Origin of the sequence: Rice orange leaf phytoplasma (assembly GCF_001866375.1) — a bacterium.
Classification (GTDB): Bacteria; Bacillota_I; Bacilli_A; order Acholeplasmatales; family Acholeplasmataceae; genus Phytoplasma; species Phytoplasma asteris.
This window is the reverse complement of sequence record NZ_MIEP01000004.1, coordinates 142,563-168,115: the sequence shown is the minus strand read 5'-3', so window position 1 is coordinate 168,115 and position 25,553 is coordinate 142,563. Positions and strand designations below refer to the sequence as shown.

Sequence of the window (25,553 nt, the reverse complement as noted above, 5' to 3'; positions counted from 1 at the left end):
CAAAAAAAACAATCAAGAAAGGTACTCAAATGATCTACGATAGCATTGTTATTGGAGCAGGACATGCAGGTGTTGAAGCTGCTTTAATATTGGCAAAAAAACATAATACTTTACTCATTACAGGCTCCTTAAAACAAGTTGCTTCCTTACCTTGCAATCCTTCTATCGGAGGTCCTGCCAAAGGTGTTGTAGTACGTGAAATAGATGCTTTAGGTGGTGTTATGGCAAAAGCTGCAGATCTTGCACAAATTCAGATAAAAATGCTTAACTCTTCCAAAGGTCCTGCAGTAAGAGCTTTAAGAGCTCAAATTGATAAATTAGAATATCCTCAAATTATTTTAGAAATATTACAAAAAAAACTCAATTTAACTCTATTGGAAGGGCTCGTAAACAATCTAGTCATCCAAAACAACCAAGTTCAAGGAGTCTGTCTTATTGATGGAACAAAAATTAATGCCAAAACTGTCATTATCACTACAGGAACTTATTTAGCAAGCCAAATTTTAATTGGAGATACCAAAAAATCCTCGGGACCTAATGGCGTTCCTACAACTTACGGTATCAGCACTCAATTAAAAGAATTAGGTTTTGAAGTTATTCGTTTAAAAACAGGCACACCACCAAGAGTTAAAAAAAACAGCATTGATTATAGCCAAACCAAAATACAAATGGGAGATAATTTAGAACAAATATTTAGTTTTGTTCCCCAAACAAATCAAAGACCCCAAGAACCATGTTTTTTAACTCACACCAACCAAAACACCCACCAAGTTATCCAAAAACATTTAAACCAATCAGCTATGTATGGAGGTTATGTTGAAGGAACAGGCCCTCGTTATTGCCCTTCTATCGAAGATAAAGTAGTAAGATTTTGTGATAAAAACAGTCATCAAATTTTTATTGAACCAGAAAGCATATCTTTGGATGAAATGTATCTACAAGGACTTTCTACCAGCATGCCTCAACACGTTCAACACGAAATCCTTAAAACTATTCCAGGATTACAAAACGCCCAAATCACTAAATATGCTTATGCTATCGAATACGATGCTTTTAATCCCAACCAACTCAAACACAGTTTAGAGACTAAAAAAATCCAAAATCTCTTTTTAGCAGGACAAATGAACGGCACCAGCGGTTATGAAGAAGCTGCTTGTCAAGGGCTTATGGCAGGAATTAATGCTTCTTTAAAACTCCAAAATAAACCTCCTTTTGTGTTAAAAAGAAATGAAGCCTATATTGGTGTTTTGATCGATGATTTAATCACTAAGGGCGCCAAAGAACCGTACCGTCTTTTGACATCACGCGCGGAATTTCGTTTATTATTAAGACACGACAATGCCGATTTGCGCCTCAAAGATTACGGATATCAACTAGGTTTGATTGATGAAAAAGATTATAACAATTTTCAAAACAAAAAAGCTAAAATAAACCTTTTATTAGAAAAAAGCAAAAATTATGAAATTTTAGTTAATTCAGATAATCTATCTTATTTAAAACAACAAAACTCAGCTAGTCTTGGAGAAAAAACCACATTAGCACAACTGCTAAAAAGACCAGAATTAAATTTTTGCACTTTACAACATTTTTTACAGGAAAAAGCAGATAAAACCATTTATGAACAAGTAGAAATACAAATCAAATACGAAGGTTATATTGCTAAAGCCCAAAAAGAAGCTCAAAAATTAGCAAGGTTAGAACAAAAAAAAATTCCTAGCAAAATCAATTACGCAGATATTAAAAATTTATCAAAAGAAGCTCAAGAAAAACTTGATTTAATCAAACCCCAAACTTTAGGACAAGCAACAAGAATATTAGGAGTCAATCAAGTTGATATTTCGATTTTATTAGTTTATTTGGAAAAACATCATGCTTTACTTTGAATCATTAAAAAACAAATTTGCACTCAACAAAAAGCAATTAAACAAGTTTGTTTTTTACTATGAATTTTTAAAACAAGAAAACCAAAAAATGAACCTTACTTCTCTAATATCTTTATCTGATGTTTGCTATAAACATTTTTATGATTCTTTAATTTTAAAAAAAATATTTAACTTTAATACTGTAACTAATCTTTGTGATGTTGGCTCAGGTGCTGGCTTTCCTAGCTTTCCTTTAAAAATTCTTTTTCCTCATTTAAAAATTGTAATCATTGAATCATCTTTAAAAAAAATCAATTTCTTAAAACAATTAGCAAGCCATTTGGAATTAGATAATATATGTTTTTTTCACCAAAGAGTAGAACAATATGACATAGCCAAAAATGGCAGTTATGATTGTGTTGTTGCTCGCGCTTTGGCTAGATTGGAACTTATCTTAAAATGGTGTGTTCATTTAGTTAAAAAAAAGGGTTATTTTATTGCTATGAAAGGTAAAAACTTTCAACAAGAATTAGAAGCTAGCAAAAAGATAATTAAGCAAATAAGAGTTAAATTAGTTAGTGCAAAAACATTGGAATTACCAATGGAATTAGGAACAAGAACTAATTTATTATTCCAAACCGAATAAAAAAAGGTAATATAATAAAAAAAAGATCACGAATATTCGTGATCTTTTTTATTTTCTTTTTATTTTCTTTCTTTACCAAATAACCTTAGCAAAATTAACATTATTCTTAAAAAAATTTCAATTAAAGTTGTTGCAAAAGCCAAAGAAACTTGCCATTCATATTTTTTAGGCATTCCTTGTTTAATCATTTGTTCGGTGTAATCAAAATGAAATGCTAAAAACATAGATACAAATCCTAACATAATTAAACTAATAGGAAGAGTTAAAAAGCTATTGTAAATAATATTTTCAATTGTCCAAACGCCGCATAAAGACAACACTAAACGAACTATATAAGAAACCACCAAAGCAAAAGAACAATATAGCATAATTTGTCTAAATCTATTTGTTACTTTTATAAAACCTTTATAATAAGCATGGGACATTGCAACAAAGACGATAAAGGTTGCAAAAATAGCCATAAAGGCAATTTCAACTAAATTGGCATAAACTAAATTTAGAACAACAAAAATAATTGATAAAATTATTCCTTCTATAAAAGAATAAATTAATCCACAAGCTTTAGAAATTTCAACTTGTTTTAATCCTGCAGAATAAATGCCATAATTTAAAAAACCTAACGCAATCATGGAAAAATAAATTGCATGAATATTTAGATTTTTTAATATCGCGGGTTTTAGAATTGGATAAAAAAACATTGAAGTGATTGCTGTAACACATAAAAGCAAAATTGTTTTTAAAGCAATTCCTTTACGAGTAGCAATATTATTATAAGTAGTTGTTTCAAATAAAGAAAGAAAGTTATTTTTAATTTGGGTAAACGAATTATTTACTTTATTAGATTCCATTTAAACCACCTTTTTAAATTTTATTTATTATTAAAATTAAATTTATTTTATTATTCTTATTATTTAAAAAAATATTTACATCTTTTTTTAACTTGCTTAATAAACAAGCACATATATATTTTACCTTTTTTTAAAATTAATTGGAAGATATTTTGCTTTTTTATTGCAAAAAATGACAAAAAGTGGTGTTTTTTGGTTAGTTTTGTGAAATTTGATAATAAATAGCGTTTTTTTGGCACACAACTAATTTTTTTATAAGTGTTTAAAATATCATTATTGCAAAATTTGCATCTTTTAGTTGAGTTGGGTTAGATTTGTGGAGTTTTAAAAAGCGATAAAAAGGCAAAAGGGCAAAAAAGGGGCAAAATACAAAATAAAAAATAGTTAAAAAAGATAAAAACCCACATAATGTTGGTTTTATTTATTAATAAGGTTGGGTATAATGAATTTTTAGTTAAGAAGTTTGGAAACTGATCCTGCACCAACTGTTTTTCCACCTTCACGAATAGAAAATTTAGTTCCTTCTTCGATAGCAATTGGGTTGTTAAGGGTAACTACTAATTCAGCGTTGTCACCTGGCATTACCATTTTAACATCACCTTGTAATTCAACTACTCCTGTAATATCTGTAGTACGGAAATAGAATTGAGGACGGTATTGAGAGAAAAAGGCAGTGTGACGTCCTCCTTCTTCTTTAGTTAAAACATAAACTTGAGCAACAAATTTAGAATGAGGCTTAACAGAACCTGGTTTAGCTAAAACTTGTCCACGTTGTACGTCTTCACGGTTAATTCCACGTAATAAAGCTCCAACGTTGTCTCCTGCTTGAGCAAAATCTAGGTCTTTTTTAAACATTTCTACTGCAGTTACAATAGTTTTTCTAGTTTCTTTAAGTCCTACGATTTCTACTTCATCACCAGCTTTTACTTGACCTCTTTCTACTCTACCAGTAACAACAGTTCCTCTACCAGTAATAGTGAAAACATCTTCTACAGGCATTAAGAAAGGTTTGTCAACTTCGCGCACCGGGTCTTCAATGTAGGTGTCTAGAGTTTCGATTAATTCGTTTACTTGAGCAACATAATGAGCGTCACCTTCTAAAGCTTTTAATGCAGATCCTCTAATAACAGGAATGTCGTCTCCTGGGAAATCGTATTGAGATAATAATTCACGAACTTCCATTTCTACTAATTCTAAAATTTGTTCATCTGGGGAAAGATCACATTTATTTAAGAAAACAACAATTTTTGGAACACCAACTTGGCGCGCTAATAAAATGTGTTCTCTAGTTTGAGGCATAACACTATCTGCACCAGAAACAACTAAAATAGCAGCGTCCATTTGAGCAGCACCAGTAATCATGTTTTTAACATAATCGGCGTGTCCAGGACAGTCAACGTGAGCATAGTGACGTTTTTCTGTTTCATATTCTACGTGTGAAGTTTTAATAGTGATTCCACGTTCTCTTTCTTCAGGAGCATTATCAATTTGATCATAAGCTCTACTTTTAGCCAAGCCACGGGTAGACAAAACTTGGGTAATAGCTGCTGTAAGAGTAGTTTTGCCGTGGTCTACGTGTCCAATAGTACCTACATTTAAATGTGGTTTGTTTCGTATAAATTTTTCATTAGCCATTTTTCAAAGGCCTCCTTTTATTATGTTTTAAGGTTTATTTTAATAAATATATTTACCATTTAAATTTTAACTTATTTTTGGCTTTTCACAACTATTTTGTTAATAAAAATGTTTTTTAGTGTAAGGTTGTCTAAGCTCGTTTTTTAATAATTTCTTCAGTGATGCTTTTAGGAGCTTTTTCATATTTAGCAAATTGCATAATAAAAGTAGCTCTTCCTTGAGTATTGGAACGCAAAACAGTAGCATATCCAAACATTTCAGAAAGGGGAACAAACGCTCTAATAGCAACAGCGTTGGCGCGTGATTCTTGGTTTTCTAATCTACCTCTTCTAGAAGTTAGATCACCAATAACATTTCCTACATAATCGTTGGGAGTAACTACTTCAACGTCCATAATAGGTTCTAAAATGACTGGGTTTCCTTTGTTTTTGGTTTCTTTTAATGCCATGGAAGCAGCAATTTTAAAAGCTATTTCGGAAGAATCGACATCATGGTAAGAGCCATCAAATAAAGTTGCTTTAACATCAATAATTTGATATCCAGCTAAAATACCAACAGCAAGAGCTTCTTGAATTCCTTTTTGAACTGCAGGAACGTATTCACGAGGAACTACACCACCTACAATTTTATTAATGAATTCAAAACCTTTTCCAGGATTTGGTTCAAAACGCATCCAAACATGTCCGTATTGTCCACGACCACCTGATTGACGAATGAATTTTCCTTCTGTCTCAGTTTCTTGGGTGATTGTTTCGCGGTATGCTACTTGAGGTTCTGTAACATTTGCTTGTACTTTGAATTCTCTTTTAAGACGTTCAATAATGATATCTAAATGAAGTTCACCCATTCCAGCAATAATAGTTTGCCCGGTTTCATGATTGGAAAAAACCTTAAATGTAGGGTCTTCTTCAGCTAATTTTGCAAGGGCAATCCCCATTTTATCTTGGTCAGCTTTAGTTTTTGGTTCTACTGCAATTTCAATTACTGGTTCTGGGAAATTAATTGATTCTAAGACGATGGTTTGTCCTTCTGATGCTAAAGTGTCTCCTGTAGTAGTTGCTTTTAATCCTACAACTGCTAAAATATCGCCTGTGTAGGCTTCTTTTACTTCTTCACGAGAATTAGCATGCATTTGTAATAAGCGTCCAAAACGTTCTTTGGTTCCTTTAGTAGTGTTAGTTACGTAAGAACCAGCTTTAACTGAACCTGAATAGATACGGAAAAAGGTTAATTTTCCTACATAAGGATCGGTCATCACTTTGAAAGCTAGAGCTGTGAAGGGTTCTTTATCTAATCCGGTGCGCACAATTTCTTGGTTGTTAGAATCAAAACCAACAATAGCTGCAACATCACAAGGAGCAGGAAGGTAGTCAACAATAGCGTCTAACATTTTAACAACACCCTTATTTTTGAAAGAAGAACCGCAAAGAACTGGGAAAAAGGAAGCTTGTAAGGTTGCTTTTCTAATGGAATTTTTCAACATTTCAGAAGAGATTGATTTTTCTTCTAAATAATACATCATTAATTCTTCGTCTAGGGTAGATAAAGTTTCTATTAATTCGTTTCTTTTAGTTTGGGTAATTGATTCTAAATCGCTAGGAATAGGAACTACTTTTCCTGTTTCTTGGGAAGTGTTATCATATTCAAAAGCATTCATTTCTACTAAATCAATGATACCATTAAAGTCATTTTCTGAGCCAATTGGCCATTGAATAGCGCTTGCATGAACTCCTAAGCGTTGTTTAAGGGTTTCAATTGCATAAGCAAAATCAGCGCCTACTTTATCCATTTTGTTAACAAAAATAACTCTTGGGACTTTATATTCACTAGCTTGGCGCCAAACAGTTTCAGTTTGTGGTTCTACTCCTGCCTGAGCATCAATAACTGTTACTGCTCCATCCAAAACTCTAAGAGAGCGCGAAACTTCCACCGTAAAATCAACGTGTCCGGGAGTGTCAATAATATTGATACGGTGGTTTTTCCAAAAAGCAGTAGTAGCAGCAGAGGTAATAGTGATTCCTCTTTCTTGTTCTTGTTCCATCCAATCCATCTGAGAAGCGCCATCATGGGTTTCTCCGATTTTATGAATTTTTCCGGTGTGGAACAAAATTCTTTCTGTAGTGGTGGTTTTTCCTGCATCAATATGAGCAATAATGCCAATATTACGAGTTTTTTCTAATGAAAACTGACGTGCCATCTTTTATTCTCCTATAAGTTACAATCACCAACGATAATGAGCAAAGGCTTTATTAGCTTCTGCAGTGCGATGCGTTTCTTCTCTTTTTTTAACTAATACTCCGTTACCTAAAGAAGCATTTACTATTTCTTGGGCGAGTCTTTCTCCCATTGTTTTTTCATTGCTTTCTTTAGTGTATTTAACAAGCCATCTTAATCCTAAAGACTGGCGTCTTTCGGGACGAACTTCGGAAGGCACTTGGTAATTTTGACCACCCACACGACGCGTGCGTACTTCTAATACAGGCATAATATTGTTTAGGGCTTCATGAAAAACTTCAATAGGCTCGCGGTTAGTGATAGTTTTTACTTGTTTTAAAGCTTGATAAAAAATAGTTTGAGCTTTGCCTTTTTTGCCGTCTTCCATAATGGTGTTAATGATTTTAGTAACTAATTTAGAATTGTAAACAGGATCTGGCTGTACATCTCTTTTTTTAATATGACCTTTACGGGACACAAAAATTCACCTACTTTCTTTATTTTATTTATTTTTTTTGGGATTTGTGATTTTTTTATTATTTATTTTTTATTCTTTGTAATTGTAATTATTTTTTTTCTTTAGGTAATTTAGAGCCGTACTTAGAACGCCCTTGTTTGCGGTTAGCAACACCAGTAGCATCTAGAGCACCACGAACGATATGATAACGCACACCAGGAAGGTCTTTTACGCGTCCGCCACGAACTAAAACAGAGCTATGTTCTTGTAAGGAGTGTCCCACGCCTGGAATGTAGGCAGTTACTTCAGAACCATTACTTAGGCGCACTCTTGCAAATTTACGTAAAGCTGAGTTTGGTTTTTTTGGAGTCATGGTAGTTACACGCAGACAAACACCCATTTTTTGAGGAGAACTGTAATGTTTAGCTTTTTTTTGCAAAACATTAAAACCGTAACTTAGAGCAGGTGCTTTAGTTTTGGAAGTTTTACTGCTACGACGTTTTTTGATTAATTGAGAAACAGTAGACATTTTTTATTTCCTTTCTTTTTTAATTTTGGTTAGTTTTTTCAGCAAGTTCAGAAGTAGTTGCAGGTTCTTTTGGATATTTAAATAAAGTAGTTTCTAAAATACCTGTTCCTGCAGGAATTAAGCCACCAATAATAACATTTTCTTTAAGTCCGTAAAGATGGTCGGTTTTTCCTTTGATGGCAGCATCGATTAGAATTTTAGTAGTTTCTTGGAAAGATGCAGCTGACAGTAAAGAATCACTTCTTAAAGAAGAACGCGTAATTCCTAAAATAATGGGGCGCCCTACTGCTAAAAGTTTGTTTTCTTCTAACATTTTTAAATTAGCTTTTTTAAAGTTATTAATAGTAATTTCTGTGCCAGGTAAAAGTTGAGTATCACCTTCATCAATAATTAAAATTTGTTTAAACATTTGGTGAATAATAATTTCGATGTGTTTGTCGCTGATATAAACATTTTGGGCACGATAAACTTTTTGTACTTCTTCTAAGATGTATTTTTGAACCTCTGTTGTGCCTGCCACTCTTAAAAGTTCTTTTAGATCAACCGAACCAGAAGTTAGTTTTTGACCGGGATAAACACTGTTGTTTTTGCTTACTAAAATATCGACATTAGGTTCCAAAATATAACGGTGCTCTGTGTCAGGGTCATTTTCTTCTGTGATTACAATTTCTGGATTTTGGGAACGGATTTTATCAATTTTTTTGATTTTTCCTTTTAATTCGCTAATTAGCGCTTTTCCTTTAGGTTTGCGTACTTCAAATAATTCTTCGATCCTTGGAAGACCTTGAGTAATATCTGAGGCAGAAGCAACTCCTCCAGTATGGAAAGTTCTCATAGTTAATTGAGTTCCTGGTTCCCCAATGGATTGAGCAGCAATAACACCAACAGCTTCGCCAATTTCTACTAATTTATTGGTAGCTAGATTGACGCCGTAGTCTTTGGCGCAAATACCATATTCACAATTACAAGTTAAAATGCTTCTAATAAGAACTTTTTTAATTTTGGCAGTAATAATTTCTTGGGCTTTGGACTCAGTAATTAATTCATTGCGCGCTATAATAAGGGCGTTGGTTTTGGGATGACAAATGTCGCAACTAGCAAAGCGTCCCATAATGCGTTGTTTGAGGGAAACAATTTCTTTGTCGTCGCTCATCATAGCTTCTACAACAAAACCGCGGTCACTATTGCAGTCTTCTTTGATAACAACAATATCTTGAGTTACGTCAACTAAACGACGCGTTAGATAACCTGACTCGGCTGTTTTGAGGGCAGTGTCAGTTGAACCTTTACGGGCTCCGTGAGTAGAGATGAAAAACTCAGAAACTTTCAAACCTTCTCGGAAAGAAGCTTTAACAGGGACTTCAATAATTTCACCTTTAGGGTTATTCATTAACCCTCTCATCCCTGCTAATTGAGTAAAGTTAGAAACACTACCACGTGCGCCACTTTCGCTCATCATAAAAATGTGGTTGTCTTGTTGAAATTCTTTCATCAAGCCTTCTTGAATTTTATCACGAATAGTTTTCCATTCGTTAATTACTAAACGACGACGTTCGGCATCTGTTAAAAAACCATCGTTGTACCAAGTCTCAATTTGAATATTGCGGGCTTCTACTTCTTGTAACAATTCTTGTTTATTGGAGTAAGTATTGATGTCTGCAAATGAAACTGTAATTCCTGCGATAGTAGAATACTTGAAACCTAAGTTTTTGATGTGATCTAGCATTTTGGAAGTTTCTGTAATTTTCATTTGTTTGAAAAAACATGCAATAATCATAGATAGGAATTTTTTGTTAAAAGGTTTAGGGGCGGGAAGTTTTTTTAGGAATTGTTTGGGGTTGGTTCCTGGAGCTAAAAAATAAGCATCAGGGGTTTTGACATCCAAATTAAACTGAGTTGGTTCGTTAATGTAGGGGAAACTTGGAGGCAAAATGTCATTAAAAATTAATTTTCCTAAAGTAGTCATTAAATATTTTTGACGTTGTTCTTCAGTAAATGATAAATTAATTGCTTTTGGTTTGATAAAAATTCTTGTGTGAAGGTGGATTTCTTTATTTTGATAAGCGGTTTTGGCTTCGTTGATGTCAGCAAAAAAAGCTCCTTCATTGCGATGTTTGTATTGGTGTTCTGCAGTTCTTTGGGCAGCATCATAGCTGTTTATAGTGCGATCTTTTTTTTCTTCAATGGTTAAATAGTAGTTTCCTAAAACCATATCTTGGGAAGGTGTTACTACTGGATTACCATTTTTAGGGTCTAAAATGTTGTTCGAAACAAGCATCAATAAGCGCGCTTCGGCTTGGGCTTCTAAAGAAAGAGGGACATAAATTGCCATCTGGTCGCCATCAAAATCGGCATTAAAGGCAGGCGTAACTAAAGGGTGGAGGCGAATGGCTTTACCGTCAATTAATTTAGGATCAAAAGCTTGAATTCCTAAACGGTGTAGTGTTGGGGCGCGGTTTAAAAGGACCGGGTGTTCTTTGACTACTTCTTCTAAGGCGTTCCAAACTTCTTCATTCATTTTTTCATAAATGGTGTTGGCGTTTTTTTTGTCAATTCCTTTGGTTTCTTGTAATTTTTTCAAAATGAAAGGTTTGAACAAAATAATTGCCATTTCACGAGGCACACCGCATTGGTGCATTTCTAAATCAGGACCTACAATAATTACGGATCGTCCCGAATAATCCACTCTTTTACCTAAAAGATTTTGACGGAAACGCCCTTGTTTACCGCGTAGCATTTCGGATAAAGACTTAAGCGGGCGATTTTTTTCGACGTTGTTAATGTTTTTTTTGCTAGTTTTAGCATTATCAAATAAAGCATCAACTGCTTCTTGTAGCATTCTTTTTTCATTTTTAATGATTAAACGAGGAGCTTTTTGGAGCATTTGTTTTTTTAAACGATTGTTGCGATTAAGGATGCGGCGGTAAAGATCGTTGACTTCAGTAGTGGCAAAACGACCACCATCTAAAGGAACCATCGGTCTTAATCCCGGAGGCAATACAGGAATAACATCCATTACCATCCATTCAGGTTTGTTGTCTGATTGATGAAAAGATTCGATGATTTCTAGTCTTTTAATAATGTTTTCTCTTTTTTGTTTGGAATTTTCCGATAAAGATTTGCGAAGGACTTTGATAGTTTTTTCTAAATTGAGATTTTCTAGTAATTTTTTAACCGCTTCGGCACCTGTTAAAGCTACAAAAGCGTTTCCAAATTCATAAAGAGCTTCACTGTATTGGGTTTCTGTAATAATTTCTTTAGGTTTGAATTCGGTTTTTCCAGGATCAATTACAACGTAAGAAACATAATAAACTATTTCTTCTAATTGTTTAGTTTTGATGTTTAAAAGAATAGCTAAACGGCTGGGAGAAGAGTTAAGGTACCAAGTGTGGACGATGGGGGTTTGTAATTCGATGTGTCCCATTCTTTCACGACGCACTTTGGTTTCGGTAAATTCAACTCCACATTTGTTACAAAATTGACTTTTGATGCTGACTTGTTTTTTAGAACAAGCACATTGGAAATCAACTACTGGACCAAAAATCTTTTGACAAAATAACCCTGATATCTCTGGTTTATAGGTGCGATAGTTAATTGTTTCATAGCTAGTAACCTCACCATAAGACCACTGTCTGATTTCTTCAGGAGCAGCTAGACGGATTTTAAAATAATCATAATCTCTACTACCGTATTCTTTGTCAGATGAAATAGAAGGGAAGTGGTTGTATAACTTAAATAGGTCGTTTAATTTTTGAAAAGCAAGGGAATTGGTTTCAAATGCTTTTTTAAGGACAGCCATTTTAGTTTGTAAAAGATCTTGAAAATCTTCCATTCCTAGTTCAGTAAGAATGTTAATAACGGCTTCACTCAAATCTAGATTTTGTAAATTGCGAGGTAGGGCGAAGTTTTTGAGGATAGGTAAAACTTCTAAAAAAGCTTCTTGCAGTAAAAGCCTTAACTCTTCTAAAGTAAAAGTGTTGAAATCTTCCAAAGTATTGATTCCAGAAAGTTTTAATTTTTCTAAAACTGGAGATGAAAGATTTAAAGTTTCTAATGAAGTAAATAATCTGTTATCACTCATCTTTAATTATAACCTTCCTTTTTGTAATCAATTAAGGATTTATTAACTTCATTTTCTTTAGTATCGGTTTTGATTAGTTCTACATACAATCCTAAAGATTGTAATTCTTTAATGAAAACTCGGAAACTTTCAGGAATGCTTGGTTTAGGCAGTGGAGTTCCTTGCACGATGGCACTGTAAGTTTTGTTTCTACCTACAATATCATCACTTTTAACTGTTAAAATTTCTTGTAAGGTATGAGCAGCTCCATAAGCATAAAGCGCCCATACTTCCATTTCACCGAAGCGTTGTCCACCGTTTTGGACTTTTCCTCCCATAGGTTGTTGGGTCACTAAAGTGTATGGTCCTACGTTTCTGGCATGGAGTTTGTCATCTACCATGTGAGATAATTTAACCATATACATAACTCCTACAGAAATACGACTGTCATAAGGTTCGCCGGTGCGTCCGTCATATAAAACCATTTTGCCATCAGGATCTAAATTGGCTTCTTTCATGATTTCTTTAAGGTCGTAGTCATTAACGCCGTCAAAAACAGGAGTTGCCACTTTGATGCCTAATTTTTTGGCAGCCATTCCTAAATGGATTTCTAAAATTTGTCCAATGTTCATCCTACTAGGAACTCCTAAAGGATTTAACATGATATCAATTGGGGTGCCGTCTGCCATATAAGGAAGGTCTTCTTTAGGTAAGATGCGAGAAATTACACCTTTGTTTCCGTGGCGTCCTGCCATTTTGTCGCCTTCGTTGATTTTACGTTTTTTAGCGATGAAAACACGGATGTTTTCGTTGACACCAGCAGGAAGAACATCACCGTTTTTTCTGGAGAAATAATGAACACTTTGAACGATCCCCCCTTCACCAAAAGGAACCCTTAAAGAAGAGTCTTTGTATTCGCGGGCTTTTTCACCAATTACAATTTGAATTAATTTTTCAGAAGGAGAAGGTTCAATGTTTCCTTGAGGAGTTATTTTACCTACTAAAATATCTCCTTCTTTAACTTCGGAACCAGGAATAATAATTCCTCTTGCGTCAAGGTTTTTAATAGCATCAGCGCCCACGTTGGGAACTTCTCTAGTGATTTCTTCTTGACCGCTACCTTTTTTTAATTCTCTAGTTTGAACTTCGTATTTATCAATGTGGATGGAAGTGTAGACATCGTGTTTGACTAATTCTTCTGACATAATGATGGCATCTTCATAGTTATAACCTTCCCAAGTCATAAAAGCCACTGTAACATTTCTGCCAAGTGCTAATTCGCCTTGAGATGTAGAAGGTCCACTTACTAAAATATCGCCTTCATTGATTTGTTCTCCCAAAACTACAATCGGTTTTTGCAATACTAAAGTGTCTTGGTTAGATTTGGCAAAATTGATGAGGGTGTATTCGGCTTGGTGTTCTTTGTAGTTGTTCTCGTATAAAGCCTTGGCTTGGGCGTAGGTAAATTCTTGGGTAGTATCGTAAAGGGTTTTGCCATTTAATGAAACATTTTGGTTGGGTTTTTTAGTGATAACTATTTTTTGAGCATCAACATAAGTAACAAATCCTGATTCGCGGGCAATAATTAAGCAACCTGAGTCTTTGGCAGCGCGATATTCAACACCTGTTCCCACAATAGGAGATTCAGGGATTAATAAAGGGACTGCTTGACGTTGCATGTTGGCTCCCATTAAAGCTCTGGAAGCGTCGTTGTGTTCTAAAAAGGGGATCGAAGAAGTTGCAACAGAGACAATTTGTTTAGGAGAAACGTCAGCATATGTTATTTGGCTTCTTTCAAAAATGCCTGTTTCACCGTTGCTACGAGCAATTATTTTTTTGTCTTGAAAAGCATTATTGGCATCCAAAAAAAACCCAGCTGAGGCAATAATTTCTTCTTTTTCTTGGTCAGCTGTTAAATAATCTATGTGGCGCGAAAGGGTAGTTTTCCCGTCTTGGTGCAAAACCTTAAAGAAAGGAGTTTGGATAAAACCGTACTTATTGACTTTGGCATAAGTGGAAAGGGATGTGATAAGTCCGATGGAAGGTCCTTCAGGAGTTTCAATGGGGCATAATCTGCCGTAGTGGGAATTGTGCACGTCGCGCACTTCAATGCCTGCACGATCACGATTAATTCCTCCGATACCTAAAGCTGATACCCTTCTTTTTTGGGTTAATTCTGCTAAAGGATTGATTTGATCCATGAATTGCGATAAGCGTGAACTTGTAAAAAAAGTTTTGATTACACTCATTAAAAAAGTAAAATTAACTAGGTCGCCTGGACCGTTAACTTCACTGAATTTGCTAGTGGAAATCATATCTTTGATATTTTTTTCAGCTCTGGTAAGACCAATTCGGAATTGGTTTTTTAACAATTCTCCAATTAATCTTAAACGACGATTCCCTAAATGATCAATATCATCAACAGTGCCTACGTTTTCATAAAGATTCAAATAATAATTAATACTTGCAATAACATCTGATAAAGTGATGTGTTTTTTGGTTTCTCTTTGGTCGTTTCCAATAAGTTTGACTTTGTGATATAGCTTGCCTGATTCGTCTTTTGAAGTATAGACTTCTAAAATTTCGTTAAAAACTCCTTGACGGTCTGCTTCTTTTTGATAAATATCTTTAGTTCCTAAGAAAAATTTAGATACTTTTTCATCAAGAGTGTGAATATTGTGTCTTAAATGATTGATAATATCGTCGTTAACTAAAGTATCTTTAGCTACTAAAACTTCACCAGTGCGAGAGTTGATGATGTTAGTTTTGGTGAATAATTCGTTTTTTTGTGGGTCTTTTTTATATGCTAAAATCTCTTCATCAGTTTCGTTTTCTAAATTATGTTTAGCGTCGAATATTTCTTGGAGCAAAAAATGACGATTTTGTTTCAGGATTGCAATTTTTTCTTTGGTTAAAAGTTCGTCTTGTGCAATTATTATTTCTTGAGTTTCGGGATTGACAAAATCACAAGCTAAATAAGTGTTTCCAGCTCGGGTAAGAACGTCTAGTTTTTTGTTAAATTTGTATCTTCCCACTTTAGCCAGGTCGTATTTTTTTTGATCAAAAAGTCTTGTTCTGATAAAATCTCTAGCAGTGTCGACAGGAACTTTTTCGCCTTGACGGATTTTAGAATACAGTTCTACCAAAGCATTGTCTGAGTCCATATCAGTTTCTTTATCAAAAACAGAATCAAGGATAGCGCTTTTGCCAAAGACATTTTCGATTGCTTCTTTGCTGTCAAAACCTAGAGCATAAATAAAATTAGACAAGGGGATTTTTTTGGAACGATCTAGTTTGGCATACAAAATTTCTTTAGAGCCTTCTTCGTATTCAATCCAAGCACCACGTGAAGGAATTACTTGTCCAGAATAAGTGGTTCTGTTGAGTTTGCTGTCAAAATTACCTGCAAAATACACGCTAGCGGAACGTACAATTTGAGAAACTACTACTCTTTCAGTGCCGTTGATAACAAAAGTCCCAGTGGGAGTCATTAGAGGCAATTCAGTAAGTAAAATATTGCTTTGTTTAGTTTCGCCAGTTAAAACATTTTCTAAAGTAGTTTTGACAAATAATTGGGCAACATAACTTATATCTTTAATTTTAGTTTCTTCAATACTATATTTTGGGGGTGCTAAAAAATAATCATCAAAGTGAATTTTTAAATCCCCATTATAACTTTCAATAGGACAAAAATCCTGCAACAATTCTTTAATACCGTGTTTTAAAAACCAATCAAAAGATTGGTTTTGAATTTCAATTAAATTGGGCAAATCAACATCATAAATTGTTTTAGAATAATTACGACGTTGCGCTTTTTTGCCATATTTGACATTATGATAACCCATCTTATGCTCCTATAAATTATTAATTGGTAGTTTGTTTTGCCAAAATCTTTATTTTTAATTGTGTCTTTGCGATTTTTGGGTTTTGGGGGTTGGGGTATAAAAATAAAAACAATGCAAGACTAAAAAACCTGAGAAAACTCAGGTTTTTATATTACTTACAAGATAATAATTTATTGAAGTTCAACAACAGCTCCAGCTTGTTCTAACTTGTTTTTGATATCTTCTGCTAAAGCTTTGGAAACATTTTCTTTTACTTTAGAGTCAGGAACTTTAACAAAATTAGCAGCATCTAGCAAGCCTAATCCTGTTACTTCGCGCACTGTTTTGATAACAGCAAGTTTCTTTTTTTCATCAAAACTTTTCATAACTACTATGAATTCGGTTTTTTCTTCTACTTCAGCTGCATTATTTGCTCCAGGAGCTGCAACTGCTAAAGCAGTTGGGTCAATTCCAAACTCTTCTTTCAAACCATCTAATAATTCTTTAATCTCTAATAAAGACATTTCTTTTAAAGCCGATACAAAAGCTTCTTTCGTTAACTTAGCCATGTCAATCTCCTTTGTTATAATCTTTTCATTCATAAATTAATTGTTTATTTTTTTGGGGTTTTCTTGTTCTTTGGTTTGTACTAACATATTTAGACCAATTGCTAAATGTTGCAAAGGTGCAAACATTGAAGCAGCTAAAAGCGCTAACATTTGTTCTTTTGAAGGCAAAGTAGCTAAAGTGTTTATTTCTTGCAAGGAGACAATTTTTTGTTCCACGATGCCAGAAACTATTTTAACTGCTTTATTTTTTTTAGCAAAATTATAAATCGTTTTGATTGGTTCTAATAATTCTTGGGGACTAATAATTAAAGCTTTTGCTCCTTTTAAAAAGGTAACTAAATCAGCTTGTTTGGCGTTGGTAACAGCTCTTTGCATGATGTTTTTGGGATATACTTTTACTTCACAACTAGTTTTTTTTAACTCACGACGCAGTTGCATAAAAGAGCTTACCGGTAAGCTTGCATATTCAAAAACAATAACTGTTTTGGCAGTGCTAATTTTTTCTTGCAAAACAGCAACTGAATCTATTTTTTTGGCTAACTGAGGTTTTATCATGATTATGCCCTTTTCCTTCCTTCAAAATTTTGATCTTGATTATTGTGAAATTGTAACAGGGTCAATTTTAATACCTGGTGCCATTGTAGTTGAAATAGTAACACTTTTAATGTAAGTGCCTTTCACTGTACGAGGTTTAACAGCCATTAATTGAAGATATAAAGTTTTTAAGTTTTCTAGTAATTTTGTCTCATCAAAAGAAACCTTACCTAATATGGCGTGAATATTCCCGCTTTTGTCTAGGCGGTATTCAATTTTACCATTTTTAATTTCTTTGACTGCTTGTAAAACACCATTTGTTACAGTACCTGTTTTAGGGTTAGGCATTAGTCCTTTAGGTCCTAAAAGACGCCCTAATTTACTTAATTGCGGCATCATTTCTGGAGTAGCAACTAAGACATCAAAATCAAACCAGTTTTTGGCAATTTTATCAATTAAATCTTGGTCGCCTACGTAATCTGCTTGGGCTTCTTGTGCTTGTTTAGCTTGTTCTCCTTTAGCAAGAACTGCTACTTTTAAGACTTTACCAGTGCCATGTGGTAAAACTAAGGCTCCTCTTAAATTTTGATCAACTTTTTTAGGATCTAAATTTAGATGAAAAGCACATTCTACCGCAGCATCAAATTTAGCAACTTGAGTTTGTTTAGCTAAGCTAATAGCTTCTTGAAGCGGATATGTTTTTTTAACATCAAACATTTGTAATGATGCTAAATATTTTTTGCCTCGTTTCATCGCAGTAATTCCTTTCTCAAAACAACTTGACATTTTTTAGAAATTTTTTTAATTTGAAATTTGAATAATTGGGTTAAAAAATATTTTAATATTTTAATCTTTTACTAAAATTCCCATATTACGAGCTGTGCCTTCAATGATTTTGCAAGCTTTTTCAACGCAATAAGCATTTAGATCTGGAAGCTTTAAATTGGCGATTTCTTCTACTTGTTTGTGGGTGATAGTAGCTACTTTGGTTTGACTTGCATTAGCAGAACCAGATTCAATTTTAGCAGCTTTTTTTAAAAGATCACTTGCTGGAGGAGTTTTAGTTACAAAAGTAAATGTTCTGTCCTCATAAACAGAAATGATAACAGGGATAACGAAACCCATTTGATCTTTAGTTGTTTCATTAAATTGGGAACAAAAAGCAGGAATATTAACTTGGGCTTGCCCTAAAGCAGGTCCTACTGGAGGAGCTGGATTAGCTTTTCCTGCAGGAATTTGTAATTTTACCGTTTTAACAACTTTTTTAGCCATAAAAACCTTTCTTTGGAACGGGGAATTGAAATAAAAAACTTGATAATTTGAGTTGTTTATTCTTTGTTTGCGTTTCATTAAATTTGGAATATTGTTGATATTGTAACATAAAAAAATATGATAAAATTTTTTAGACAATTTATTTTAACATAAATTTTAAATATTTGATAAAAAATGTTAGAAATTATGAAAAAATTAAGATATTTCTTTGAAGTCGTTGAAAGAAATTTCTACTGGAGTTGCTCTACCAAACAAATCTACTTCCACTGTCATTTTTTCACGGTCGTCATCAATAATTGATACTTGCCCTATTTGACCCGAAAAAGAACCAGAAATAATTTCTACTTTTTTGCCGATAAAATTTTTATAATCGGGTTTATTGATGATGCCCATTTTTAATAAAACAGGATTGATTTCGTTTTCAGATAAAGGAACTGGTTTAGAACCCATCCCGCTGGAACCTAAAAAACCAGTAATTCGCGGAGTGTTTCTGACAACAAACCAAGATCGGTCAGTAATCATCATTTGAATAAAAACGTACCCGGGGTACATTTTACGCTCTTTTTTAACCTTTTTTCCATCCAAACGAGTTTCATAATATTCTTCTTTGGGAGACAAAACATTAGATACTAAATCACCTATGCCAATGCTTTCGACTCTTCTTAACAAATCGTCTTTTACAACATTTTCATAACCTGAATAAGTTTGAGCAATATACCATTTAAGGTGAAATGTATTTTGGGAGTTTTTTTCTTGATCTTGTTGTTCTTGCGCTTGTGTCTCTTTTATTTGTTTTTCTGTTTTATTCATTTTATTTGCTCAACAAATTTTTGATTTTGACACAAAATTGGTTTAATTTGCCAATAACATAAGAATCTATGGCATGAACAAAAAGGATTAAGAACAATGTGAAAAAAATAACTTGTAATGTTTTAAACAAAATTTGTTTTAAGGAAGGCCAACTAATGTTACAAATTTGCAAAAATGCATCTTTGAAAAAAGCAAATGAACCTATCGCAAAAATAAAAACACTCAAAAGAACTAAAGCACAAGGCAATGCCCAATGCATAGTTTCAAACTGTTTTTGTTGCCATAATTGCCCACAAAGAGCAAGAGACAAAATAGAAGTGGTAATTAGTAAAATATTGAGCCAACTATATTCTCTTTTGATTACTTCTAATAACTGATTTGGTTTGTTTTCGCTTACTATTTTAATTCCCATAAAGTTAAAAACTCCTTTACTTAGTTTCTTGATGCAAAGTGTGTTTGTTGCAATAAGAGCAATATTTTTTTAAAGTTAAACGTTTTGAGTTTTGATTGGCTCGTGGTTTGGTGTTGTAATTGCGGTTTAGACACAAAACACAAACTAAAATATTTTTTTTCAAAAAAATAGCTCCTTTTATGTTAGAAAGTTGAAAAAACATTAATTTATTTTCAAAACATCTTTTTTATTATATCACAAATCAGTGTTTTTATGCAAAAAATAAAATATAAAAATTGCTTTGTGCAAAAAAATATCCCGGGAAGAAAATATTTGGAATGTTGGATGAAAGATGGTAAGAAAACTAACAGTAACCCAAATTAGATAAATGATTAACTGCTTAAAAAAAGCTAGTGATTAGTTTGTTTTTTGGAGGAGGCAAGGGTTAATTATCGCCAAAAATAAAAGTGGAGTAGATCATTAATGCAGCAGCAACACTTACATTTAAAGAATTGATTTTTCCATACATAGGAATTTTAACCAACAAATCACATTGCTGTTTTAATAAATGTCTAATGCCTATTCCTTCGTTGCCAACAATAATAGCCAAAGAAATGTTTTTAGGGATTTGGTGAAAAGATTGGGAAGAATTGCTATCGGTACCAACGATTAAAACTTGATTTTTTTTTAGTTTTAAAATGGTTTGATGCAAATTAGTAACTAAAAAAACTTTAGTGTATTCCAAGGCACCACAAGAAATTTTGGCAACTGTGGAATTGAGTGGGACTTGATGTTTTTTACTCATAATAACACCATCCAAAGCACAAGCTTCAACAGTTCTTAAAATGGCTCCTAAGTTATGAGGGTCATTAATGGCGTCTAAAATTAAGAATTTTTGGAATTTGGCAGAATCTAAATAAGTGTCTAAGTCGTAAAAAGTGTAGTCACAAACATTGGCAGCGACTCCTTGATGGGTTTTTTGTTTGGTTAGATCATATAAAAACTTTTTGTCAACTAATTGATAAGCAATATTGTGTTTTTGCAAAAACATTATAAAAAGATGGTCTTTAATTTTTTCATCTAAATATAGTTGATAAATTTTTCTCTGCGCTTTAATTGCTTCTTTGATGGGGTTTTTTCCGTAAATAATCATATTAATTATTTGTTTTCTTTCGATTTTGTAATTTTTGTTGGATGGGGTTTTTGGGAGATTTGGGTTATGACAAGGGATAAAATGATGATTAAAACTAATAAAACTTTTTCAAGTTTATCGAATTGAGACATTTCTTCCAAAACATTCAAAATAAATGAAGCTGTCATAAATCCTATTAACATTGCTACAAATAAAATTAATTTAGCTAGATTTAAAGGTTTAGAAATTCTAAATAAAACAGTAAATAAAATGAAGGTGGAAAGCAAAATGACAAAATTAGAAACTGTTTCTAATTGTTTGAAATCGGGAGTTTGGGTTGATACAAAACCAATTCGCACACCAAAAGTTAAGACATAACTAATAAAAGCTAGACTTGCATAGGGAAAGGCTTTTTTGAGATTATTAAGTAAAAAGTTTTTGCTGATAATTTCGTTGCTTTTTTCAAAAGATAAAAAAAGCGAAGGAATGCCAATTGACCAATAATCCATGACAAATTGTAATTTCAAAGGTGATAATGGATAGTAGCAAGGACGCCTTAAAAAATTAAATAAAATAACAGCAACTGCAAGCATAAAAGCAATAATAGTTTTGGTAAAAAACAAAATAGAGATTTTATCTAAATTGTTAATAATTCTTCTGCCTTCAAAAACTACTTTAGGCATGGAAGAAAAATTAGAATCCATCAAAACTAAATTAGCAATATTACAAGTGGCTTGGCTGCCTGATGCCATCGCAATGGAAAGATCGGCTTCTTTTAGGGCTAAAATATCGTTTACACCATCGCCTGTCATGGCAACTTTTTGTCCTGCTTGTTTAAAAGTTTGGATTAAGATTTTTTTTTGTTGGGGCGAAGTTCTTCCAAAAACATTATATTTAGTAGCTATTTGGATAACTTCTTGGTCAGAAAGTCCTTCTAAACTGATGGTTTTATAAGCATCAATAATACCTACTCTTTGAGCTATTTGAGAAACTGCCACATGATTATCACCAGAAATTACTTTAACACAAACGCCATTTTTCTGGAAAAAATCAATGGTAGTAACTGCGTCTTTTTTAATAGTATCTTTGATGATAATTAAAGCTAAAGGAATGCATGGGATGTCGTGTAATTTTTGGTTTTTACAAGTTATTTGAGAAATACAAGGCTCAGGGCTTTTGGCTAATAAAAGCACTCGATAACCTGATTTAGTGTAAGTTTCAAAATCTTTTTGAATAAGGTGAAAATTGTTTTTTAAAATGAATTCAGGAGCCCCCAAAAAAATGGTTCCTAAATTGTTAAATTCAACTGCACTATATTTTCTTGTGTTAGAAAAAGAAAGATTTTGGGAGGGTTGATAAGGAGTTGAAGTAGTAAAAGTATTGAGGCTAAATTTGTTTATTAAAGCATTATAAGTACTATTAGAAGTGGGGCAAGCAGATAAAAAAGAGTTCATTAATTTAGTAAAATCAAGTTCTTTAGGGTGATAAGGAATGACTTTTTTAACTTGCATAGTGCCATCAGTAATAGTTCCTGTTTTGTCGAGGCATAAAGTGTTTATTTGAGCTAACATTTCGATTCCAAATAGATTTTGGGCATAAGTTTTTTGTTTTGCTAAACGTACAAAACCTACTGCCAAAGAAATGTTAGTCAGCAAAAAAAGTCCCAAAGGAAGCATTGCTATCATCATGCCACACAAACCTAGTAAGGAATTTTGCCTGAAACCTGATATTTTATTATTTTCTTTATTAAAAGCAAAAAAAGCTAAAATAATAGCAAAAAGTGTGACAAAAATAATGATTGTTTTGATTAACGAAGATAAGTTTTGCATTAAAGGAGTGGTCGGTTTTTTGTATTTTTTAGCTTCTTGGGAAACTTTTTCAATATACATATCACTTCCTACAGCTACAATTTCGGCATAACTTTGACCTGATACCACGTAGCTACCAGAGTATAAAAAATCATTTTCTTTTTTGATAACTAATTTAGATTCACCAGTTAAAAGTGATTCGTTAACTTCTAAAATACCCGATTTTACCTTGGCATCAGCTGCAATTTGTTCTCCTGCTTCCAAAAATAAAAGATCTCCCAAAACTAAATCAGAAGAAAAAACCTTTTCTTTTTGACTATTTCTTATTACTTGAGAATGGTTTTTTATCAACAAAGATACTTTGTCAAGAGTTATTTTAGCTTTAATTTCTTGAATAACACTAATAAAAACATTGGTTAAAGAAACTACTAAAAAAAATAAATGTTCATATTGTTCTATGAAAATAATTATTAATGCTACAATTAAAATCAACAAATTAAGATAATTAAATAAATTACTAAATAAGATATCTTTAATACTTTTAGAATTTTTATAGTTAGAAACATTAACTTGACCCGCAGTTTTTTTTTGTTCTACTTGCTTGTTAGTTAGTCCTGTAAAGTTTTTTTTTGTTGTGATATTGGGATTATTTAAAGATTCATTCATGCACAACCACCACACTTTTCTTAAATGATATCGGTATTTTTTTTATAAATTAATGGGTATTGGTAATAATTTTTGAAAGCCAAACTAAGATTTTTTTTCTTGTGTATTTTTGGGCAAAAGCAAAAAATCAATTCTTCCGCGGTCGTTGATTTTGGTGCATTTAACCGAAACTGTTTCACCTATTTTTAAAACATCGGTGATTTTTTGAAATTTCATTTGATTAACGTGGATAAGTCCTTCGATTCCTGGACAAACTTGTGCCACAGCTCCAATCATTTTTCCTTGTTTGTCACTTAAAAAATGCAAAATAGAGGCTTGATAACAAGTGCCTATTTGAATTTCTTGGATTAAACTTTCAATAAAAGCGACTGTTTTTTTGACTGTTTCTAAGTTGGAATGCATTAAAAAAACGCGTCCGTCTTGTTCAATATCGATTTTTACACCATCATGAGATTCAATAATTTGATTGATGATTTTGCCACCACTTCCAATAATATCACGAATTTTTTCTGGTTTGATTTGCATCATACAAACTTTAGGGGCGTACTTCGAAACTTCTAAACGAGGTTGAGAAATTGTTTGGCTCATGTGTTCTAAAATATGAAGGCGTCCTTTTTTGGCTTGCAAAAAAGCTTCTTGCAAAATTTTAAAAGGGATTCCTTGAATTTTAAGATCCATTTGTAAAGCAGTAATTCCTTTATTGGTGCCTGCGATTTTTAAATCCATGTCTCCAACGTGGTCTTCTAAACCTTGGATATCGCTTAAAATAACGTATTTATTCGTTGCTTGGTCAAAAACTAATCCTACTGACATTCCTGCAACTGCTTTTTTTAAAGGAACTCCTGATGCCATTAATGCCAAAGAAGAAGCACAAACAGTGGCTTGAGAAGAAGAGCCGTTAGATTCTAGAATTTCAGAAACTACTCTAATAGTGTAGGGGAAGTCTTTTTCTTCGGGCAAAACTTGAGATATGGCTTTTTCGGCAAGAGTGCCGTGTCCGATTTCTCGTCTACTAGGGGCAGTATAACGACCAACTGCACCAACTGAAAAAGGAGGAAAGTTGTAATGAAGCATAAAACATTTATTTTGTTCGTCGCTTAGACCGTCAATAATTTTGCTTTCTGATAAACATCCTAAGGTCACTACAGCAAGGCTTTGGGTTTGTCCTCTAGTAAACAAAGCAGAACCATGAGCGCGGGGCAACAAATCAATTTGAGATTCAAGAGTTCTTATTTCTTCTAATCCTCTTTTATCTGGTCTTATTTTTTCTTGCAAAATTAAAGAACGTGTTTCTTGTTTGGATAATTTTTGAAATAGGGTTTCTGTTGTTTGTAAATGTTTTTTGTGGGCTTCGTAATCAAAAACAGTGGTAGTGTCAATAGTTTTGAAAAAAGGAGTTTGTTTGGCTTGATCTAGGATTTGTTCTTTTAATTGCTGTAAATCGTTTTTGCTGTTGCAACTTAAAATAGCTTGTTTAACTTGGGATTGGTGTTTGGCAAAAAAGGCTTGTTGTTGGGTTTGTTCGGTTTGGTGCAAGGTGTTTGTTATTTTAGCAGGTGCAAATTGTTGCTTGATATTTTCTTGAAATAAGCACAGTTTTTTAATATATTGGTGAGCAAAATTAATGGCTTCTAAAAAGTCTTGTTCGCTAACTTCATTGGCGTGTGCTTCTATCATAGTAACGTTGTGTTTGGTACCTGCAACCATCAAATGTAGAGTAGAATTGGCAAGTTGTTGCAAAGTGGGATTGATGATAAACTTGTCGTTGATTTTTCCTACATAAACTCCGGAAATAGCTTCAAAAAAGGGGATTTCAGAAATCAATAGAGAAAGAGAGCTTCCAAGCATAGAGGCAAGCTCGCTTTTAAAATCAGGGTTTAGGCTTAAAACTGTATTAATTACTTGCACTTCTTGTTGAAAATAATCAGGGAATAGGGGGCGTAAAGAACGGTCGATGAGGCGTGAAGTGAGGATTTCGTGATCGTTGGAACGTCCTTCTCGGCGTAAAAAACTGCCAGGAATTTTTCCAGCAGCATATAATTTTTCTTGATAAATAACAGTAAGAGGTAAAAAATCAAGATTATTGGATTTGCGACTAAAAACAGTAGTTGTAAGAACCACTGTATCTTGGTAGCGTACTAAAATGGAAGCATCAACGTTTCTGGCGTAAGTTCCTATTTCGACTTGAAAAGAATCTTTTAAATTAGTAGTTTCAAAAACTTTTTTTAACACTTGAGATACTCCTTTAAGTAACTGGGTTGGGGTTGGGGGAATTTTGGATGTGATAAAAAAATAT

The 25,553-nt window shown here is 33.2% G+C and carries 19 protein-coding genes; 2 read left to right on the top strand and 17 right to left on the bottom strand.

What is annotated here, in order from left to right; all coding sequences use genetic code 11:
• Positions 1–29 precede the first annotated feature (29 nt).
• The gene (gene mnmG / locus BHE82_RS01840) at positions 30–1,883 is read left to right on the top strand and encodes a tRNA uridine-5-carboxymethylaminomethyl(34) synthesis enzyme MnmG (RefSeq protein ID WP_071345561.1); all 1,854 of its coding nucleotides are present in this window, start codon (positions 30–32) and stop codon (positions 1,881–1,883) included.
• Positions 1,870–2,508: a 16S rRNA (guanine(527)-N(7))-methyltransferase RsmG gene (gene rsmG / locus BHE82_RS01835; protein WP_071345560.1), complete on the top strand. Its 639-nt coding sequence runs from the start codon at positions 1,870–1,872 to the stop codon at positions 2,506–2,508. The genes mnmG and rsmG overlap by 14 nt, the downstream gene beginning before the upstream one ends.
• A gap of 59 nt (positions 2,509–2,567) precedes the next feature.
• Here the strand turns inward: rsmG and BHE82_RS01830 are convergent, their stop codons facing one another.
• The 17 genes from BHE82_RS01830 to BHE82_RS01745 form a co-directional block, all read right to left on the bottom strand.
• Positions 2,568–3,356, bottom strand: a complete 789-nt coding sequence (locus tag BHE82_RS01830) for a Bax inhibitor-1/YccA family protein (protein WP_071345559.1) — start codon at positions 3,354–3,356, stop codon at positions 2,568–2,570.
• Between the two features lie 450 nt (positions 3,357–3,806).
• Positions 3,807–4,991 carry an elongation factor Tu gene (gene tuf, locus BHE82_RS01820; RefSeq protein ID WP_011160639.1) on the bottom strand — a complete coding sequence of 395 codons (1,185 nt, stop codon included), beginning with the start codon at positions 4,989–4,991 and terminating at the stop codon, positions 3,807–3,809.
• Between the two features lie 130 nt (positions 4,992–5,121).
• Positions 5,122–7,188, bottom strand: a complete 2,067-nt coding sequence (gene fusA / locus BHE82_RS01815) for an elongation factor G (protein WP_071345557.1) — start codon at positions 7,186–7,188, stop codon at positions 5,122–5,124.
• 24 nt (positions 7,189–7,212) lie between these two features.
• Positions 7,213–7,683 carry a 30S ribosomal protein S7 gene (rpsG, locus tag BHE82_RS01810; RefSeq protein ID WP_071345556.1) on the bottom strand — a complete coding sequence of 157 codons (471 nt, stop codon included), beginning with the start codon at positions 7,681–7,683 and terminating at the stop codon, positions 7,213–7,215.
• Between the two features lie 88 nt (positions 7,684–7,771).
• On the bottom strand, positions 7,772–8,191 hold the full coding sequence (rpsL, locus tag BHE82_RS01805; RefSeq protein ID WP_011160636.1) for a 30S ribosomal protein S12: 420 nt from the start codon (positions 8,189–8,191) through the stop codon (positions 7,772–7,774).
• Positions 8,192–8,210: 19 nt separating this feature from the next.
• A complete protein-coding gene (rpoC, locus tag BHE82_RS01800) occupies positions 8,211–12,272 on the bottom strand; it encodes a DNA-directed RNA polymerase subunit beta' (protein WP_071345555.1) in 4,062 nt (1,353 codons plus the stop codon).
• A 2-nt stretch (positions 12,273–12,274) separates the two neighbouring features.
• A complete protein-coding gene (gene rpoB, locus BHE82_RS01795) occupies positions 12,275–16,096 on the bottom strand; it encodes a DNA-directed RNA polymerase subunit beta (protein ID WP_071345554.1) in 3,822 nt (1,273 codons plus the stop codon).
• Positions 16,097–16,266: 170 nt separating this feature from the next.
• On the bottom strand, positions 16,267–16,644 hold the full coding sequence (gene rplL / locus BHE82_RS01790) for a 50S ribosomal protein L7/L12 (protein WP_071345553.1): 378 nt from the start codon (positions 16,642–16,644) through the stop codon (positions 16,267–16,269).
• 36 nt (positions 16,645–16,680) lie between these two features.
• Entirely contained in the window at positions 16,681–17,199 is a 519-nt protein-coding gene (gene rplJ, locus BHE82_RS01785) for a 50S ribosomal protein L10 (RefSeq protein WP_071345552.1), read from the bottom strand.
• 39 nt (positions 17,200–17,238) lie between these two features.
• A complete protein-coding gene (gene rplA / locus BHE82_RS01780) occupies positions 17,239–17,931 on the bottom strand; it encodes a 50S ribosomal protein L1 (protein ID WP_071345551.1) in 693 nt (230 codons plus the stop codon).
• Between the two features lie 93 nt (positions 17,932–18,024).
• Positions 18,025–18,450, bottom strand: a complete 426-nt coding sequence (gene rplK, locus BHE82_RS01775) for a 50S ribosomal protein L11 (RefSeq protein ID WP_042067774.1) — start codon at positions 18,448–18,450, stop codon at positions 18,025–18,027.
• A 195-nt stretch (positions 18,451–18,645) separates the two neighbouring features.
• Positions 18,646–19,260 carry a transcription termination/antitermination protein NusG gene (gene nusG / locus BHE82_RS01770; RefSeq protein WP_071345550.1) on the bottom strand — a complete coding sequence of 205 codons (615 nt, stop codon included), beginning with the start codon at positions 19,258–19,260 and terminating at the stop codon, positions 18,646–18,648.
• A 1-nt stretch (position 19,261) separates the two neighbouring features.
• Positions 19,262–19,672 (bottom strand): preprotein translocase subunit SecE, encoded by a 411-nt coding sequence (gene secE, locus BHE82_RS01765; RefSeq protein ID WP_071345549.1) that lies wholly within the window; start codon positions 19,670–19,672, stop codon positions 19,262–19,264.
• Positions 19,673–19,688: 16 nt separating this feature from the next.
• Positions 19,689–19,874 carry a 50S ribosomal protein L33 gene (gene rpmG, locus BHE82_RS01760; RefSeq protein WP_011160627.1) on the bottom strand — a complete coding sequence of 62 codons (186 nt, stop codon included), beginning with the start codon at positions 19,872–19,874 and terminating at the stop codon, positions 19,689–19,691.
• A gap of 222 nt (positions 19,875–20,096) precedes the next feature.
• On the bottom strand, positions 20,097–20,804 hold the full coding sequence (rlmB, locus tag BHE82_RS01755) for a 23S rRNA (guanosine(2251)-2'-O)-methyltransferase RlmB (RefSeq protein WP_071345548.1): 708 nt from the start codon (positions 20,802–20,804) through the stop codon (positions 20,097–20,099).
• A gap of 5 nt (positions 20,805–20,809) precedes the next feature.
• Positions 20,810–23,257: an HAD-IC family P-type ATPase gene (locus tag BHE82_RS01750; protein WP_071345547.1), complete on the bottom strand. Its 2,448-nt coding sequence runs from the start codon at positions 23,255–23,257 to the stop codon at positions 20,810–20,812.
• A gap of 84 nt (positions 23,258–23,341) precedes the next feature.
• A complete protein-coding gene (locus tag BHE82_RS01745) occupies positions 23,342–25,489 on the bottom strand; it encodes a polyribonucleotide nucleotidyltransferase (RefSeq protein WP_071345546.1) in 2,148 nt (715 codons plus the stop codon).
• Positions 25,490–25,553: the final 64 nt, after the last annotated feature.

What these genes read in the sequence shown, in the direction of transcription:
- mnmG (WP_071345561.1), top strand. Translation starts at nt 30, where the DNA reads ATGATCTACGATAGCATTGTTATTGGAGCAGGACATGCAGGTGTTGAA.
- rsmG (WP_071345560.1), top strand. Translation starts at nt 1,870, where the DNA reads ATGCTTTACTTTGAATCATTAAAAAACAAATTTGCACTCAACAAAAAG.
- BHE82_RS01830 (WP_071345559.1), bottom strand. Translation starts at nt 3,356, where the DNA reads ATGGAATCTAATAAAGTAAATAATTCGTTTACCCAAATTAAAAATAAC.
- tuf (WP_011160639.1), bottom strand. Translation starts at nt 4,991, where the DNA reads ATGGCTAATGAAAAATTTATACGAAACAAACCACATTTAAATGTAGGT.
- fusA (WP_071345557.1), bottom strand. Translation starts at nt 7,188, where the DNA reads ATGGCACGTCAGTTTTCATTAGAAAAAACTCGTAATATTGGCATTATT.
- rpsL (WP_011160636.1), bottom strand. Translation starts at nt 8,191, where the DNA reads ATGTCTACTGTTTCTCAATTAATCAAAAAACGTCGTAGCAGTAAAACT.
- rpoC (WP_071345555.1), bottom strand. Translation starts at nt 12,272, where the DNA reads ATGAGTGATAACAGATTATTTACTTCATTAGAAACTTTAAATCTTTCA.
- rpoB (WP_071345554.1), bottom strand. Translation starts at nt 16,096, where the DNA reads ATGGGTTATCATAATGTCAAATATGGCAAAAAAGCGCAACGTCGTAAT.
- rplL (WP_071345553.1), bottom strand. Translation starts at nt 16,644, where the DNA reads ATGGCTAAGTTAACGAAAGAAGCTTTTGTATCGGCTTTAAAAGAAATG.
- rplJ (WP_071345552.1), bottom strand. Translation starts at nt 17,199, where the DNA reads ATGATAAAACCTCAGTTAGCCAAAAAAATAGATTCAGTTGCTGTTTTG.
- rplA (WP_071345551.1), bottom strand. Translation starts at nt 17,931, where the DNA reads ATGAAACGAGGCAAAAAATATTTAGCATCATTACAAATGTTTGATGTT.
- rplK (WP_042067774.1), bottom strand. Translation starts at nt 18,450, where the DNA reads ATGGCTAAAAAAGTTGTTAAAACGGTAAAATTACAAATTCCTGCAGGA.
- nusG (WP_071345550.1), bottom strand. Translation starts at nt 19,260, where the DNA reads ATGAATAAAACAGAAAAACAAATAAAAGAGACACAAGCGCAAGAACAA.
- secE (WP_071345549.1), bottom strand. Translation starts at nt 19,672, where the DNA reads ATGGGAATTAAAATAGTAAGCGAAAACAAACCAAATCAGTTATTAGAA.
- rpmG (WP_011160627.1), bottom strand. Translation starts at nt 19,874, where the DNA reads ATGTTTTTTCAACTTTCTAACATAAAAGGAGCTATTTTTTTGAAAAAA.
- rlmB (WP_071345548.1), bottom strand. Translation starts at nt 20,804, where the DNA reads ATGATTATTTACGGAAAAAACCCCATCAAAGAAGCAATTAAAGCGCAG.
- BHE82_RS01750 (WP_071345547.1), bottom strand. Translation starts at nt 23,257, where the DNA reads ATGAATGAATCTTTAAATAATCCCAATATCACAACAAAAAAAAACTTT.